A 15,117-nucleotide genomic window follows, 5' to 3' on the forward strand; every position below is an offset into this window, starting at 1 on the left:
ACCCCAAAGTTAAATTATTTCAGCTTCTCGTCGCGGGAGAAGGAGTAAGGAGCAGCATCAGCAGCTGTTCCTCTTGTTTTGGAAGGCGTAGCGCTCATGTCAAAATTGATGGCGCCGCCCTGCTGCAGCTGTTTGTGGTCAAACCAGTTCTTCGTATATACCTGGCCATTCACTTTCACAGCCTGTACATAACGGTTCTGTGCATTGTTGGCCGGTGCAGCGATCACCAGCTTTTTGCCGTCTTCCATCGTTACGGTCGCTTTTTTGAACAGCGGCGCACCGATCACGTATTGCTGGGTACCCGGACAAACCGGGTAAAAGCCCAGGGCGGTAAATACATACCATGCAGAAGTTTGCCCGTTATCTTCATCACCACAGTAACCATCGGGTGCGGGCGTATACAGCCTGTTCATCACCTCGCGCAGCCAGTACTGGGCTTTCCAGGGCTGACCTGCATAGTTGTACAGGTAGATCATGTGCTGGATGGGCTGGTTGCCGTGCGCATACTGCCCCATGTTCATGATCTGCATTTCGCGGATCTCGTGGATGGTCTGGCCATAGTAGCTGTCGTCATACACGGGCGCCATATGAAATACGGAGTCCAGCATGCCGGCGAACTTGTCTTTGCCGCCCATGAGGTCTGCCAGGCCCTGTACGTCGTGGAATACAGACCAGCTGTAATGCCAGCTGTTACCTTCTGTAAACGCATCTCCCCATTTGAAGGGATTAAAGGGCGCCTGGAAACGGCCATCCTTGTTCTTGCCACGCATCAGCTTTGTTTCCGGATCAAACACGTTGCGGTAATTCTGGCAGCGTTTAGCGAAACGGGCAATTTCGTCTGCCGGACGTTTCAGCGCTTTGGCCAGCTGGTAGATGGTAAAATCATCATATGCATATTCCAGCGTGCGGGCAGTGTTCTCGTTGATGTCTACATCGTAGGGCACATATCCCAGCTCGTTGTAGTATTTGGCGCCTTTACGGCCAACGGAGGTCAGCGGGCCTTCGTTCTCGGAGTTCTTCAGCAGCGCTTCGTAGGCGGTGTTCACATCAAATCCCCTGATACCTTTCAGGTAGGCGTCGGCAATGATGGAGGCAGAGTTGGAACCGATCATACAATCGCGGTGACCGGGGCTGGCCCATTCGGGCAACCAGCCGCTTTCCTTATAGGCGTTCACCAGCCCTTCCATGATATGCCCGTCCATAGTAGGATAGAGCAGGGTAAAGAAAGGGAAGGCAGAACGGAAAGTATCCCAGAAACCATTATCAGTGAACATATAGCCCGGCAATACCTTTCCGTTATAGGGGCTGTAATGCATTACCTGGCCTTTGGCGTCTATCTCATAGAACTTGCGGGGGAAGAGCATGGCCCTGTACAGGCAGGAGTAGAAAGTACGCGTCTGATCCACCGTGCCGCCTTCTACGCTTAAGCGGCCCAGTTCTTTATTCCAGGCGGCTTTGGCCTTCTGCTCTATTTCAGCAAAAGAGCTGTTGCCGATCTCCTGCTGCAGGTTCAGTTCTGCCTGTTCGGGGCTGATGAAGGAGGAGGCTACTTTTACGTTCACCTGCTCGCCCCTTTTTGTGGCGAAGCCGATCACCGCGCCTACATGGTCATCCTTTGCTTCCAGGCGGCCGGGCGCCAATGCTTTGTTGGCGAAGGTAGCCTGGTAAGTAAAGGGCTTATCGAAAACCAGTACGAAGTAATTTTTAAAATTGTCCGGTACACCGCCGCTGTTCTTGGTGGTGTAGCCAATGATCTTGCCTTCCTGTGGCAGTACTTTCACATAGGAGCCTTTGTTAAGGGCATCCACTACTACAAATGCGCTGTCCGTAGCCGGGAAGGTAAAACGCAGGCGTGCAGCCCTTTCTGTGGGAGTGATCTCGGTAGTTACGTCGTGATCTGCCAGGTAAACGCTGTAATAGTAAGGCCTGGCTATTTCAGATTTGTGGGAGAACCAGCTGGCCCGCTCATCTTCGTCGAAGCGCACTTTACCGGTAACCGGCATCACGGCAAATTGTCCGTAATCATTGATCCAGGGGCTGGGCTGGTGGGTTTGTTTAAAGCCTCTCAGTTTCTCTGAATGATAGGTGTACGCCCAGCCATCTCCCATCTTGCCGGTTTGTGGCATCCAGAAGTTCATGCCCCAGGGGCAGGCGATGGCGGGATAGGTGTTACCATTGGACAGGCTGAATTTAGAGTCGGTACCCATCAGGGTATTCACCCAATCAGCCGGATCTGTGACCTTGTCCACGGTTTGCGCCTGGGCCAGGCCCGATGCCAGCACCAACGCAGTTGCAATTATTTTCCTCATAGTACGATAACGTGATTTTAGTCCCGATAAAGGGTGTAAAAATAATGGTTCAGGGGAATGTTGTTCTAATTTTTATCAGCGACAGGTGTGTTTTAACTGTTTTACATTTAAATGTTTTTTGCTATATTTGACTTTTAACCCCGTAATCACTAATACCATGAATACGAATACCCCTAAGGTACTTCTCCTTATTATAATTGGTGTGCTGGTCGTTAACCTGGCCTTCAACCTCTTTGGTTCCAGTACGCTGAAACAGGCTGCCAAGGACCTGGAAAATGCGCGTAAGAGCATTGATACTGCGCTGGTACAATTAGGCGACGCCCAGACCCGGCTGGACTCTATCCAGGTTAATCTTGACCGCCAGCGGGAAGTGATAAAGGGCATTTACGTGCGCACAGAGCTGATGGACCTGGAAAAGAAGGTAAAAGATGCCAAGAACAAAGCCCAGGCAGACAGCATCAAAGAAAGGATCGCCAACCTGAAGGATTTTCAGCCCGCGGATTCTACCATCATTCCAATTGTCAATCTTTAAACACTTCCTATGCTACAACATCTTAAACTATACGGGCTGCTGCTGTTGGCCCTGGCCCCTGCACTGAATGCGCAATCACAAGGCAAACTGAAAGTATTTGATCAATGCGCTGTAAAAAGCGGTTTCCGTTTAACAATGGGAGATACCATCCTGGTAAGCTGTGACAGCGTCATGCTGATGAACAGCCTAACCTTCCAGATGTACGAAACGGCTTACCAGGCATATCGCAAACAGAACCCGCGCACGGCGGAGATCATTAAATCATATGAAGCGCTGGTGATCCGGCAGGATAGCATGATCCTCGAAAACCAGCGGGATTATAGTGCCCTGAAATTGAAATTTGACACACTGTTCAATTCCTCACTGTCGCAGATCAACCAGACCAGCCAGGATATAGGCACCGTGAAGCATGACCTCAGCAATGTAAATAATACATTGAACAATACACAGGTACTGATCTCCGATGCACTTGACAAGGTGAATACTGCGAGGCGAAAAAGCTTTTTGGACAAGCTGTATTGGGGTATAGGCGGTTTGGGTATAGGCGTGGCAGTTACGGCAATATTGATGGGGATTAATTAAAATGTTTGAGGTTTGAAGTTTGAGGTCTGAGGTGCGTTAGAGGTTGAAAGTTCATGATATGTCTGCTGTACGATGTTAAAGTGCAGGCGAGGCTAACAGCTGTTGGACCTGTAACCTCTAACAAACCTCAGACCTCAAACTTCAAACCTCAAACATGTCATATTTGTTTAATCCGTCCCAGGCAACTGACCATGGTCAGCTTCCGTATTAAAAGAAATTCGTAATATTAGGTAGGGACCCGGTGCTTTCACCGGTCATTTTACGCTTTTCATCGACTTGTTCGCAGAAACGCACTTTTTTTCCGTTAATATATAGAACAGAACATTACCATTGCAGGATCATCATCTTTTCAGAAAGCCAACGAACATCCTGACATAACAGCAATAAAATGGCATGTGCAATGAAAAAACATCGACTATCGCCTGGAGTACCTATGTTAATGGTGAGCCTGCTATGCAGTATTATTTTCTTCTCCTGTAAGAAGGATAAGACAGCGCCGCAGGACAACAACAATAACAATAATAACGGGGGCGGCGCTACTTCCTCCACCACTGATGAGGATTCGCTTAAATACCTGATGTACCGCATTATGCAGGTGACCTATGCAGATGGCGGACGTAATTCGGGCAACGGCCTTCCTACCTATTACTGGTACAACCAGGTACCTACCCTGGACCCTTTCAGCACGAATTACAGTACTGCAGAGAACCTGCTGTCTACCATGATCAGCTATCCGCAAGTGAACGGTCAGAAAATAGACCGCTACAGTTTCCTGGACCGCACCGGCTCACTGGCCAACAAACTGCAGAACGGGGTGATCGAAAAGACGCAGGGTGAAAACGGCAACTTTGGGATGGAAGTGACCTTTGCATTGGATAACAATAATAAAAGCCACCTGCTGGTGCTGTATGCCGATAAGAACTCTCCTGCAGGCGTAAAGGGCATACAGCGCGGCTGGGAGATCACTGCCATCAACGGGGATAATAACCTGTCTTACGACGGCAGCACCGGCGCCAATACCACCAAAGTGACCGATGCCGTGTACAACTCCTCCTCCTCGACCTTTACCTTTAAAACACCTGCCAACGCTACACCAACTATCACGCTGACCAGCGGTTCCTACAATGTGAACCCGGTATTGTACGATACTATTTACACGGTGAACGGGAAACAGGTAGGATACTTCGTATTATACACCTTCTCCAGCGTAACCAGCAGCACAGGATCTTCCACCGTTACTAAACAGGTGCTGGACCAGGTGTTCAGCAAGTTCAGGTCAGCCGGGATCCGTGAGCTGATCGTAGACCTTCGCTACAATACCGGCGGCGCCGTATCTACCGCGCAATACCTGGATAATGCCATTGCGCCTGCCAGTGCACAAAGCAAGGTGATGTACTACTACACCTATAATGATAAACTGACCCAGAACCTGGCTGCCACCGGCCTGCCTGCCTCTATCAGCTTTGGCAGCACGGGCGGCCTCAGCCTGGATCATGTATTCTTCATCACCGGCGGGCAAACAGCCTCTGCCAGCGAGCTAACACTCAATAACCTGAAGCCGTATATGAACGTGAAGCTGGTAGGCGACACCACTTATGGAAAACCAGTAGGGTTCTTCAGCTATACCATCTCTGATCACGACGCTTCGGGGAGTGAAAAATACCTGGCCGATCTCTTTGCCATTAATTTTGAAACCAGGAACGCACAGCAGTCCGGCGGCTATTACAGCGGTATCAAACCCGACCAGGCAGCAACAGACTATGTGAACGTTCCCTGGGGCAATAGTGAAGACGACAACCTGAGCAAGATATTCAGCTATATCAGAACGGGCGCGTTCCGCCAGGCCAGTACAGAACGTGTAGTTGCCAATCCGAATGCCCGTATCAACATCAAGCGATCTATCACCCCCGGACAGTTTAACGGGATGGTAGACTTTGACATCAAGACTAACAGATGACCGGTAACAGCCGTCTATCCCTCGATAAAAAACGGGTTATGTAGATCTTCACATAACCCGTTTCCTTTTATATTTACTGCATGGTGGCGCCCACGGCTATACGCAGGGAGTTAGCACAGCAAAATACGCTGCAGTTGAAACTGATCTTCCCAGAACAGGGAAAGGTACTTACATTTTAAACGCCATCAACGATGGTCCTGGTACTGGTTGATTGGTACGGCCTGGCGCAGTTGCTCCATTTCAGCAGCGGAGAGCGAAGGCGCATTTACGGCGGCAACTGCATCGGCTAATTGTTCCGCTGTGCGTATGCCTACTACTGCCGATGTGATAGCCGGGTGCTGCAATACAAAACGCAAAGCCGTTTGCGCGGGCCCCCGTTGTGCAGTGGTCAACGCCTTTACGGCAGACGCAGCCTGCTGTACCTGGTCAGCGCTGTAGTTCAGGAAAGGCGCAGCCGGTTTATTGACCAGTAAGCCTTTGGCCACACTGCCACGGGCCAGCACACTGATGTTATGCTGACGTAACAGCTCCAGGATTTCCTCTTCCGGACGGCGGTCCAGCAGGCTGTACTGCATCATCACACTTACTATGCGGGAGCGTTTTATATATTCGCGGATCACGTTGGGCCGTATCGAAGAAATGCCGTAGTGGCGGATCTTGCCTTGCTGCTGCAGCAGCTCAAATGCCTCAATGGTCTCGTCTATAGGATCCTGCAGGGTACCGCCGTGCAGCTGGTACAGGTCTATATAATCGGTTTGCAGACGCTGCAGGCTGCCTTCTACCGCGGAAAGGATGTATTCCTTGCGCGGATTCCAATCCCAGCCGTTACCACCCGGACGCGGCTGATTTCCTACCTTGGTTGCGATGATCACCTCTTTACGTTTGCCCTGCAGGGCTTTACCTACCATTTGTTCGTTACGGCCCTGATCGTAAATGTCTGCTGTATCAAAATAGTTGATACCGGCGTCCAGGGCCTGGGCGATGAGTGCCGCATTTGCTGCGTCATTCCCTTGTAAGGACATAGCGCCGAAACTTACCTGGCTGATATTTAAACCGGAAGAGCCTAGCGGATGATAAAGCATAAAAAAAGGTTTGAGGTTTGAGGTTTGAAGTTTGAGGTTTGTTAGAGGTTAGAGGTCCAAATTTTATACGGCGACCTGCCTTGAACTTCTCACTTTTAAGGAACTTCAGACATCAAACTTAAAACCTCAAACTACAAATTTTATGTATTTTGGGATAATGAAAAAGCTGATCATCGCCGGGCTGCTCACAGTGGCCGGTATAACGGTACAAACCATGCAGGCGCAGGCACAACATAAAGGCGCCATCCTGAACCACGTCGCCATATCGGTATATGACCTGGAAAAGGCCACCACCTTTTACAGGGATGTAGTAGGTATTGATACGATGCCGGAGCCTTTCCACGACGGCAAACATACCTGGTTTAAAGTAGGCGAGCATGCCCAGCTGCACCTGATAGCGGGCGCGAAAGAGATCACCCAGCACGACAGGGCTTCCCACCTGTGTTTCAGCGTACCCTCTGTAGATGAATTTGTAAAACGCCTGAACGAGCGCCATATCCCCTTCATTAACTGGGTGGGAGAAAAGCAAAAATTCAATGTACGGGTAGACGGCGTAAAACAGCTGTATATCCAGGATCCTGACAATTACTGGGTAGAGATCAATGACGACAAATACTAAGCTTATTTGGCGCCTTCCAGCTCTGCCCGTGTAGAGCGGTCCTGGTAAGGACGGTACTCCGCGTTCTCTATTTTCAGCACTACGGGGTTAGGCCACTGGTTATTGGTGTAAAAGCGCTGTCCGTTCACGGCGCTGATCACCAGTCCCATGGGTGTGCTTTTTACATATACATGTGCATCGAAATCCTTTTTATATTCCACCAGCTCGCTGCCAAAGCCCAGTACAGTTACTTTGGTCTGATCGCTGCCCTGCAGGTTTCTAAGCACCAGTTCCTTCCGTTCGCCGTACTTCCATTCGGTGCCCGCAGGTACAAAGGCGTAGATCGCCTTACCATCTTTTGACTGGGTGAACCAGATCTTTCCTTCACGGATGATCTTCCAGGGACGAATGCCTGCAATGGCTTCTTCATTGGCCAGGTTCCAGAGGGCCAGCTCACGCAGCAAGGCATCCTGTTCTATCTGGATCTCACCGTCTGGCTTAGGCCCTACGTTCATGAGCAGATTACCACCTTTAGCCCTTGTTTCGATCAGCATGTCGATAATGGCAGTGCCTGATTTCTGAGGATCGTTGGTGGGCTTGTATTGCCAGTCGGTTCCCATGGTAAAGCATGCCTCCCAGGGGCCGGGCACTGGCTGGTCTGGCAGTTCCTGTTCAGGTGTTCTCATTTGGCCGCGGGTAACAACAATATCCGGCTGTAGCTGCCAGGCATATTCTTTCAGTCCTTCAGCAGGGCCATCAAAAAAGATGAGGTCTATTTTACCATATTGAGTAAGCAGCTCTTTTACCTGCGCCTTATCATAGGCCATCAGCCCGGGATTGTTAGCCGGAAAATGCTGCGGCACCTGCATTCTGCCAATAGGGATCTTATGCTGGTAGAAATAGTAAAAATCTTCAGGAGAGAAATATAGTCCGATGGCAATACCTTGCCTGCGGAAGGCGGCGATGATCTCCTTCAGTGCATCGCGTTTAAACGGCGTGCGCATGATATTGAAATCGGTGGTCCTCGTATCCCACATGCAAAAGCCCGCGTGGTGCTTGGTAGTGAACACTACATACTTCATGCCCGCCAGTTTAGCGAGTACAGCCCATTCTTCAGGATCAAACTTTTTGGGATTAAATGTTTGCGGCAGGGTTTTGGTAAATTTCTCCAGGTATGCATCGGAAGCGCCGGCCATAGAATGGCTGATGACTGCGCCCACCTGTACATCCACGCTCCAGTGGATGAACATGCCGAGGCCCATATCCATGAACCACTGTTCCCTTTCGGGCTTATTGGCTGACTGCTGCGGGAATACAGGCGCACACCAGAGCAGCAGTGCACCCAGGAAGAATAAATACCTGTGCATAGAACCGGGCTTGTTTATCTATACAAGATACGCTCAAAAGGGATTGAGCGGTAGTTTAAAAAAACGAAGGCCGGTTCAGTTCTTGTTCATTGAATATTTTAATTACGCCATATAGCCCGTCGTAACCAGGCACGGGCTTTACTTCGTGATCGCGCATACGGCGTATGGCTTCTGCCAGTACAGGGCTGCCCTGCCGGCGTATATCCTCTACCGGTACTGCCTTCAGCAAATTGAATTCGTTGCCGAAAATGGAAATGGCCTGGTGGAAATCTTTCAGTACTGCCTTAGTGCCAGGCCCGCTCTTCCTGATCTCCGCCAGTATTTCGGGCAGGGGGATGATGTAATCAAATGCCGGTGCGTGTTGTGGCGGTTGCGGCGCTTTACGGTCTGCCAGCTTTTGTATGCGGTGTAGTACGCCTACCGTCAAGAGACCGCCGCATTCGGGGCAACGGCCATTGTACGAGACCGTTGCTTCCGGCAGCAAACAAACGCCACAGTTACGGTGACCATCGTGATGGTACTTACCTTCTTCCGGGAAGAATTCATAGGTACCAACGAATCCCTGCCTTGTTTTCATAGCGTTGAAAAGTCCGTCGTAGCTACGTTCTGTATTGAACAGTGTAGCCTCCCTGCCCAGCTTGGGCGCAGAATGCGCATCTGAATTGGAGATGAGGGTAAAACGGTCTAAGGCGCTCCATTGCCAGTTCATAGCCGGATCAGAGGAGAGGCCGGTCTCAATAGCGAAGATGTGCCCCGAGAGATCGCGGAAGCATTCATCTACACTATCGTAGCCGCCTTTGGAGCCAAGGGTGGAGAACCAGGGCGTCCATACGTGGGCGGGCACGAGATGAGATCTTGCTGAAGATTCCAGGACTATTTCCAGGAGATCACGGGATGGCAGGCCCAGGATGGGGCGGCCGTCAGACGCCAGGTTGCCGATGGCAGAGAGCCGTGCATTGATGCGGGCTACGGTCTCGAAATCCGGCGCATATACGAGATTATGGTTCTTTCTTACTTTATCGCCGTGCTTGTAAATAGAGCTGATCTCTGTGGAGAGAAGGAAGCGCACGTCGATGTCCTGCACTTTCATGCCTGGCAGCGCGGGATCAGCCGGTGGATGTTTAAGCCGGAAGAGACCGTTGCCATCAGGCTCCAGTTTTTCCTGCAGCTCCTTAAACCACTGTGGATGCGTGAAATCGCCGGTACCGATGACGTGGATACCTTTGGTACGCGCCCATTGGTACAAAGATTCCAGGTTGAGGTCTTTGCTGGTTGCGCGGGAGTAATGCGAGTGTACGTGCAGGTCTGCGATGTAGAACATAGCGACGAAGTTAGGATCAAATTGAGAAAATTACCTTATTTTCGTTTTTATGGAGCAGCTGCAAAATGGCCATTCCGTTTACATCCTGAAAACCGGGAAGAACCTCTACAAGATCGGCAAAACGCAGGATCTTCAGAAGCGGCTTGCCTCCTATCATACCCACCTACCCATCCTTTTCCGCCTCGTAAGACAATACCTCACGCCACAGATGAGCAGCCTGGAAGAAAGCCTCCATACTGTATTCCAGCACAAACGTGTAAAAGGAGAATGGTTTGAGCTGACACCTGCCGACCTGGTAATATGCGACAATATTGCCCGCAGCTTTGAGCAGGCACAATGGCGCAGGCAATCGTCTTCCAGGAAGAACAGGGAGATCCATTACAGCGGCAACCCGATGCTGCAGGTGATGGAAGCCAACGAAAAATACCTGCACGACTACTCGAGGATAGCCGACGACCTGCGGCTCGGCCTGAGTATAGACGAAGTATTTGCACTGCACGATGGCGAAGTAAGTATGACCATCATCGCCACCGTCAGGAAAATATTGCAATACCGCACGCCTAATGCCGAGCTCCTGGGACAGTGGTGGTACATTGTGAATGACCTGGGAACGGGTATGAGCGAGCATAAAATAGCTGAAAAATATAAGGGTCAAACCAGCCGCACTACCATCAAAATGATCAAACGGATACTCGAGAACCAGCTGTACTAAAAATTCCGATTCCCAAACCGGATTTTGTAATTTACCCATATGAAACGTTCCTTTTCCCTTCTCCTGCTGTTGTGCAGTGTCATCACTGTTTTTGCTCAATCCAAATCTGCCAGTACCAATGACTATTTTCCGCCGCGCGGGGAATGGGAGCATCGTCAGCCGGCGTCTCTGGGACTGAAAGCAGATAAACTGCAGGCGGCTATCCAATTTGCCAGGGATAACGAAGCTAAATATCCCCGCGACATGGAGCTGACGCAAGCCATACAATTCGGCAAGGAACCCTTCAGCGCAGGCGTTGGCCCATTCTCTGAACGTGGCGAGCCCACCGGTGTAATTGTGTACCATGGATATATTGTGGCGGAATGGGGTGAGCCTTTACGGGTAGACATCACCAACAGCGTGACCAAAAGCTTTCTTTCTTCAGTAGTAGGCCTGGCAGTAGACAGGGGCCTGATCCGCGATGTGCACGACACCGTAGCTTCGTATATCCCGCCCATTGAAGTATATGATCCGCTGACACCCAATGGGCATCCGCTTTTATACCCTTTTACCAGCGCACATAACCGCACTATTACCTGGGACGATATGTTGCGGCAAACCAGCGACTGGGAAGGAACGCTTTGGGGCAAACCTGACTGGGCGGACCGGCCGGAAGGCACTAACCCGGATGTATGGCTGCATCGCAAAAGGAATACCCCCGGCACTGTTTATAAATACAATGATGTGCGGGTGAATGCGCTGGCCCTCGCGGCAACCTGCGTATGGCGGCAGCCTTTACCACAGGTGCTAAAGACGAATATCATGGACCCTATTGGCGCTTCCAACACCTGGCGCTGGAATGGTTACCGTAATGCCTGGATCGTAGTGGACGGCGCACCGGTACAGTCAGTAAGCGGCGGTGGCCACTGGGGCGGCGGTATGTTCATCCATGCCTATGACATGGCGCGTTTTGGACTGCTGACCTTACACAGGGGTAAATGGAATGGTAAACAGCTGCTTTCGGAACAATGGGTAAAGCAGGCCTTAACACCTACCCAACCGCAGCCCACCTATGGTTATATGAACTGGTTCCTGAACACCGATCACAAATTATTGCCAAGCGCCCCGGTGACAAGTTTTGTGCACATCGGCAATGGCACTAATCTTATTTATGTAGACCCTGAGCATGACCTGGTGGCGGTGGTAAGATGGATAGAGAATAAGTCGATGGATGAGATGATCAAACGGATATTGGAAGCCATTTAATGGTCCATTAGCTCCAGCAGGAGATCACGTTGAATCGTGAAAGGGAATTCGCCCTGGCAGCCGGTATAGGCGGCGTCGCAGTTCAGCTTTAGTTTCAGTGTGAGCGTGTTGCTCATCACGGCGCGGGTGATCTTTCCATCGCGCTTTTGCAGGGTGCTCGTAATATAAAAGACCTCTTTTCCAAACAGCACGTTGACTTTACCATTGGCAGTTGGCCTAACCATTTGAAAATTATTAAGGGTATCTTTCACTACTGGCGTATGCATCTCATCCAGCAGGTAATGCAGGCAAGGCGCAGCAGGGGGTAAAAAGTCAGTTTGTATCACTACGCTATCTTTCGAATCTTCCAGCATTAATACGGTCATCTGAATGCAGTCATCTCCTGATATAATATCTTTTCCATTGGCAAAATTACCCCGCACCGGCTCCGGTTTAGTATAGTGGTCACCTTTACGGTTTAGCTGCTGTACACCGGAGGCGGGAGCCACCGCAACAAAGAAAGTATTCAGATCAGTGATCTCGCCGGTCATACCGGGTACTGTAATTGCAGGCAGGTCCAGTTTTCCCTTCGGGTGTAATGAAACACGGTAAGGCCTCACTTGTACCGCCTCGGAACTCAGGTCTGCTGTATCCTTTTGACTGAGCACCTTTTTAGAGATCCAACGCAGCTCATCGGCAGGAATGCCATTACTATCTTTTACTACTTTCAGCTCGCATACGGCGATGATCCGGGATTGCCATTTACCGTTGTGGGTAACATTGGTGGTCAGACGGTAGTGGTAGGTTTCTCCGGCGGCATAGTGGCGGGAAAAGGAGGAAGATGACTGTGCTGCCGTCAATAACGGGGAGCAGCACACGAAAGCGGCCAGGTACAGCATTAACTTACACATCAGATATAGGTTTATCCAAAAATAAGCTTTTCGACCCTGAAATATTACCAAATTGTTACTAGGAAGGTTTAGCTGCTTGACCTATTGTGCAAGCGGGCCTTTCTTATTACCTATTTCCAAACTGGTTTGTATATATCTGCCGCGGCTGTTCTTTTTTATCACCAGGTATTTCCCTTTGTATAACAGCAATGGCGGTATGTGATTGCCAGTCTTTGAATAAACGATATCAACGGCAACAGCGCCAGCACCGGATCTTCTGAATTCATCCGCGTAATAGGCGCTGAACAGGCAAGGGCAATCCCTCAGCTGCGTTGCAGGAATATTATACGCCCACCTTGGCTCTGCGTCATAAAACATAAAACCGGGCCGGCCCAGCGAATCTTTTATTGCAGCGTTGAATATACTATAGTCTACCGGGCCGGCTAAGCCTGGATTGAAAAATCTTTGCTTGTCTTTCATCCACAGCAGATAAGCGAAATTCATTTTGATCGTATCCTGCGTCAGTGTATCAATAACAGGTACCCGCGCATTTACGCTCTGCTGGTCTACTGTCAGGATGTCTTCCTGGTTCAGTAAGGCGCGCAGCTGTGCTCCCATCATTGGTCCGCTTTCGTACAGATGCCCGTGCCCAACATGAATAATGGCCTTTGCACCGGGATTGCTCTCCAATACTTTCACGATATTGGCGGCCTGGTTTTTCTCTCTGACGTTTGTAAGATAGGTCCAGGTTACTTCACCTTTTTCATTCAGGATGATTGTCATAGAATCTTTAGGCTCGTAACTGATGTATTTCATTGAGCCGTTCTTGTCAATCTTTATACTGTCATCCCAATACTTTTTCATAGCTACCTTGGAATAATCGTAGCCTTCCACTTTGTAACCTGTTTTTAAGGCATAGCGGATCAAAGACGCATAGGCAGGCTCATTCAAATAAATGCCATCGGTACTGACCGGGTATTTCTTAGCCATTATGGTATTGTTGGCCCAGATACCTTCGGCCATAAAAATTCTGTATCCTTGTTTATAAAGATCCAATAACAGGGATTTGGTGAACAAGCGGTGCTCCGGGTGGCTGTGCCCTTCATTGATCAGTAATACCCGGTATTTAGACGCCTCTTCCAGGATCAGGTTTCTGGCGTCTACCACTTCCTTATCGGTCATTGAAAGACGTACGGTGGGCGGTGGTCCCATAAGGGTATCTTCATACTGCCAGCTTTCGCGGTAGTGGCCGGACACCGATAGCGCATTCAGGTTGGCATTCACATACCCGAACTTTCTTTCTTTTTTGGCGACAATTGAATCGGGGAAATCATAGTTTGGGTTACCAGCTTGTTCCTGGGCGTGAACATGATAGGCAAGCAGGAGTAACAACAGGGGGACGAGCCACTTCATAGATAGCGGTTTCTGGTAAAACGGTTACAGGGCCGTTTTATTTTTCACAAAAAAGATATAGCCCTGCCTTAGCAGGGCTATATTCTCGCTTATGAAGGGAAGCCTTCGCACAGACTTCCGGACGTTATGCCTGAGCATCAGCTGGACAGCTGTTATCTCATTATCTTGGTGATTTATATGTGAATTTTTCTTTGAAGTAAGTTCTGGGCGCGCCGTTCTGGATCATGATATAGCTTACTTCAAAGGAGGCAACGGTACCATCGCCATTAAACGTGATCTTGTTAACCCCGGTGGGATCCAGTTGGCCGGAACGTTTGTTAGCGCCTGCCTGCTGGCCGTAGTAATTGGTCACGTCGGTGATATTTCCATTGGCGTCAAAGATGAATACCGGGCTAAAAGTACCATAGTATGAATTGCTTGTTCCGCTCTTGATAGGATGGCCATAAGTGCTGGCCACGTTAGGATCGTACATGGCAATTGAATTACCGTTGTAGGTGATCAGATCCATATCCAGCGGATAGTAGCCCGTGATGGTGGAGGCCGCCTGATCTGTCAGCGTGCCAGACATGGTATACACACCGTCGTAAATATTGCGGGCGGCAAATGAGTAGATCGCCGTGCCGAAGTTGCCGCTGATAATGCCGGAAGAAACGGACTGGATTTTCAAGGGCAATGCATAGTTGACGTTGAAGTCAAAGCTGCTGTTATTGGTAATGGCCACCTGTACCTGTATTTTCCGGCTACCGGCTTTGATCACTGCGGTAGCTGGCAGACTGTATATCTCCTTGGGCGGCAATGCATAATTTGTTCCTTCGTCTGCATTATACGCGGCCAGTGCAGCCGAATCAACGACGAGGTTTACGGTGATATCCTGCGGAGCATTTTCTGCCCCTGAATAGCTCAGATTAACATTGATCGGGGAAGATTTTCCGCTTGGGAGGCTGCCCAGATCTATCTGGTACCTGGGATGTACGGCGCCCGCGCTGGATACGATAGAGCCTGTATTGGCAAATTCCACCACGCTGTTTGACTGTGAGGGATCCACAGCGAGGTGGTCCTTCACACAAGACGTGAATGCCAATGCGATAATGGCAAGTGAAGCTTTATTTATAATCTGTTTCATCAGCATG

General features: G+C 49.9%; 13 protein-coding genes. 6 read left to right on the forward strand and 7 right to left on the reverse strand.

Features of this window, described 5'->3' with window-relative positions; genetic code table 11:
- Nucleotides 1–14: 14 nt before the first annotated feature.
- The gene (locus tag ACR9Y8_RS12945) at nucleotides 15–2,309 is read right to left on the reverse strand and encodes a GH92 family glycosyl hydrolase (RefSeq protein ID WP_481213668.1); all 2,295 of its coding nucleotides are present in this window, start codon (nucleotides 2,307–2,309) and stop codon (nucleotides 15–17) included.
- Between the two features lie 157 nt (nucleotides 2,310–2,466).
- Here ACR9Y8_RS12945 and ACR9Y8_RS12950 point away from each other — a divergent pair, with 157 nt between their 5' ends.
- The 3 genes from ACR9Y8_RS12950 to ACR9Y8_RS12960 all read left to right on the forward strand — a co-directional run bounded on the left by ACR9Y8_RS12950 (nucleotide 2,467) and on the right by ACR9Y8_RS12960 (nucleotide 5,380).
- Nucleotides 2,467–2,841 (forward strand): hypothetical protein, encoded by a 375-nt coding sequence (locus tag ACR9Y8_RS12950; RefSeq protein WP_481213669.1) that lies wholly within the window; start codon nucleotides 2,467–2,469, stop codon nucleotides 2,839–2,841.
- A gap of 9 nt (nucleotides 2,842–2,850) precedes the next feature.
- On the forward strand, nucleotides 2,851–3,423 hold the full coding sequence (locus ACR9Y8_RS12955) for a hypothetical protein (protein ID WP_481213670.1): 573 nt from the start codon (nucleotides 2,851–2,853) through the stop codon (nucleotides 3,421–3,423).
- A gap of 400 nt (nucleotides 3,424–3,823) precedes the next feature.
- The gene (locus ACR9Y8_RS12960) at nucleotides 3,824–5,380 is read left to right on the forward strand and encodes a S41 family peptidase (protein WP_481213671.1); all 1,557 of its coding nucleotides are present in this window, start codon (nucleotides 3,824–3,826) and stop codon (nucleotides 5,378–5,380) included.
- Nucleotides 5,381–5,565: 185 nt separating this feature from the next.
- Here the strand turns inward: ACR9Y8_RS12960 and ACR9Y8_RS12965 are convergent, their stop codons facing one another.
- On the reverse strand, nucleotides 5,566–6,462 hold the full coding sequence (locus tag ACR9Y8_RS12965; RefSeq protein ID WP_481213672.1) for an aldo/keto reductase: 897 nt from the start codon (nucleotides 6,460–6,462) through the stop codon (nucleotides 5,566–5,568).
- A gap of 142 nt (nucleotides 6,463–6,604) precedes the next feature.
- Between ACR9Y8_RS12965 and ACR9Y8_RS12970 the strand changes: the two genes are divergently transcribed.
- Nucleotides 6,605–7,081, forward strand: a complete 477-nt coding sequence (locus ACR9Y8_RS12970) for a VOC family protein (protein WP_481213673.1) — start codon at nucleotides 6,605–6,607, stop codon at nucleotides 7,079–7,081.
- A 2-nt stretch (nucleotides 7,082–7,083) separates the two neighbouring features.
- Here the strand turns inward: ACR9Y8_RS12970 and ACR9Y8_RS12975 are convergent, their stop codons facing one another.
- Both ACR9Y8_RS12975 and ACR9Y8_RS12980 read right to left on the reverse strand, forming a co-directional pair.
- Nucleotides 7,084–8,427: an alpha-L-fucosidase gene (locus ACR9Y8_RS12975; protein WP_481213674.1), complete on the reverse strand. Its 1,344-nt coding sequence runs from the start codon at nucleotides 8,425–8,427 to the stop codon at nucleotides 7,084–7,086.
- A 55-nt stretch (nucleotides 8,428–8,482) separates the two neighbouring features.
- Complete coding sequence (locus tag ACR9Y8_RS12980; protein WP_481213675.1) at nucleotides 8,483–9,748, reverse strand: endonuclease Q family protein; 1,266 nt, start codon at nucleotides 9,746–9,748, stop codon at nucleotides 8,483–8,485.
- 49 nt (nucleotides 9,749–9,797) lie between these two features.
- Between ACR9Y8_RS12980 and ACR9Y8_RS12985 the strand changes: the two genes are divergently transcribed.
- The gene (locus tag ACR9Y8_RS12985) at nucleotides 9,798–10,460 is read left to right on the forward strand and encodes a GIY-YIG nuclease family protein (protein ID WP_481213676.1); all 663 of its coding nucleotides are present in this window, start codon (nucleotides 9,798–9,800) and stop codon (nucleotides 10,458–10,460) included.
- A 39-nt stretch (nucleotides 10,461–10,499) separates the two neighbouring features.
- The gene (locus ACR9Y8_RS12990; protein WP_481213677.1) at nucleotides 10,500–11,705 is read left to right on the forward strand and encodes a serine hydrolase domain-containing protein; all 1,206 of its coding nucleotides are present in this window, start codon (nucleotides 10,500–10,502) and stop codon (nucleotides 11,703–11,705) included.
- On the opposite strand, the gene ACR9Y8_RS12995 is transcribed toward ACR9Y8_RS12990, so the two are convergent.
- From ACR9Y8_RS12995 to ACR9Y8_RS13005, 3 genes are all read right to left on the reverse strand, one after another.
- Nucleotides 11,702–12,595, reverse strand: coding sequence for a hypothetical protein (locus tag ACR9Y8_RS12995; RefSeq protein WP_481213678.1), 894 nt, complete (start codon nucleotides 12,593–12,595; stop codon nucleotides 11,702–11,704). The two genes, ACR9Y8_RS12990 and ACR9Y8_RS12995, sit on opposite strands and share 4 nt — an antisense overlap.
- An 81-nt stretch (nucleotides 12,596–12,676) precedes the next feature.
- Nucleotides 12,677–13,987: a hypothetical protein gene (locus ACR9Y8_RS13000; RefSeq protein ID WP_481213679.1), complete on the reverse strand. Its 1,311-nt coding sequence runs from the start codon at nucleotides 13,985–13,987 to the stop codon at nucleotides 12,677–12,679.
- Nucleotides 13,988–14,147: 160 nt separating this feature from the next.
- Nucleotides 14,148–15,110 carry a DUF1735 domain-containing protein gene (locus tag ACR9Y8_RS13005; protein WP_481213680.1) on the reverse strand — a complete coding sequence of 321 codons (963 nt, stop codon included), beginning with the start codon at nucleotides 15,108–15,110 and terminating at the stop codon, nucleotides 14,148–14,150.
- Nucleotides 15,111–15,117: the final 7 nt, after the last annotated feature.

It is taken from the genome of Chitinophaga sp. SVR4-12A, from assembly GCF_056754765.1.

Coding starts and splice junctions, on each gene's coding strand:
- ACR9Y8_RS12990 (WP_481213677.1), top strand. CDS start 10,500: ATGAAACGTTCCTTTTCCCTTCTCCTGCTGTTGTGCAGTGTCATCACT.
- ACR9Y8_RS12950 (WP_481213669.1), top strand. CDS start 2,467: ATGAATACGAATACCCCTAAGGTACTTCTCCTTATTATAATTGGTGTG.
- ACR9Y8_RS12975 (WP_481213674.1), bottom strand. CDS start 8,427: ATGCACAGGTATTTATTCTTCCTGGGTGCACTGCTGCTCTGGTGTGCG.
- ACR9Y8_RS12985 (WP_481213676.1), top strand. CDS start 9,798: ATGGAGCAGCTGCAAAATGGCCATTCCGTTTACATCCTGAAAACCGGG.
- ACR9Y8_RS12995 (WP_481213678.1), bottom strand. CDS start 12,595: ATGTGTAAGTTAATGCTGTACCTGGCCGCTTTCGTGTGCTGCTCCCCG.
- ACR9Y8_RS12980 (WP_481213675.1), bottom strand. CDS start 9,748: ATGTTCTACATCGCAGACCTGCACGTACACTCGCATTACTCCCGCGCA.
- ACR9Y8_RS13000 (WP_481213679.1), bottom strand. CDS start 13,987: ATGAAGTGGCTCGTCCCCCTGTTGTTACTCCTGCTTGCCTATCATGTT.
- ACR9Y8_RS12955 (WP_481213670.1), top strand. CDS start 2,851: ATGCTACAACATCTTAAACTATACGGGCTGCTGCTGTTGGCCCTGGCC.
- ACR9Y8_RS12970 (WP_481213673.1), top strand. CDS start 6,605: ATGTATTTTGGGATAATGAAAAAGCTGATCATCGCCGGGCTGCTCACA.
- ACR9Y8_RS12965 (WP_481213672.1), bottom strand. CDS start 6,462: ATGCTTTATCATCCGCTAGGCTCTTCCGGTTTAAATATCAGCCAGGTA.
- ACR9Y8_RS12960 (WP_481213671.1), top strand. CDS start 3,824: ATGAAAAAACATCGACTATCGCCTGGAGTACCTATGTTAATGGTGAGC.
- ACR9Y8_RS13005 (WP_481213680.1), bottom strand. CDS start 15,110: ATGAAACAGATTATAAATAAAGCTTCACTTGCCATTATCGCATTGGCA.
- ACR9Y8_RS12945 (WP_481213668.1), bottom strand. CDS start 2,309: ATGAGGAAAATAATTGCAACTGCGTTGGTGCTGGCATCGGGCCTGGCC.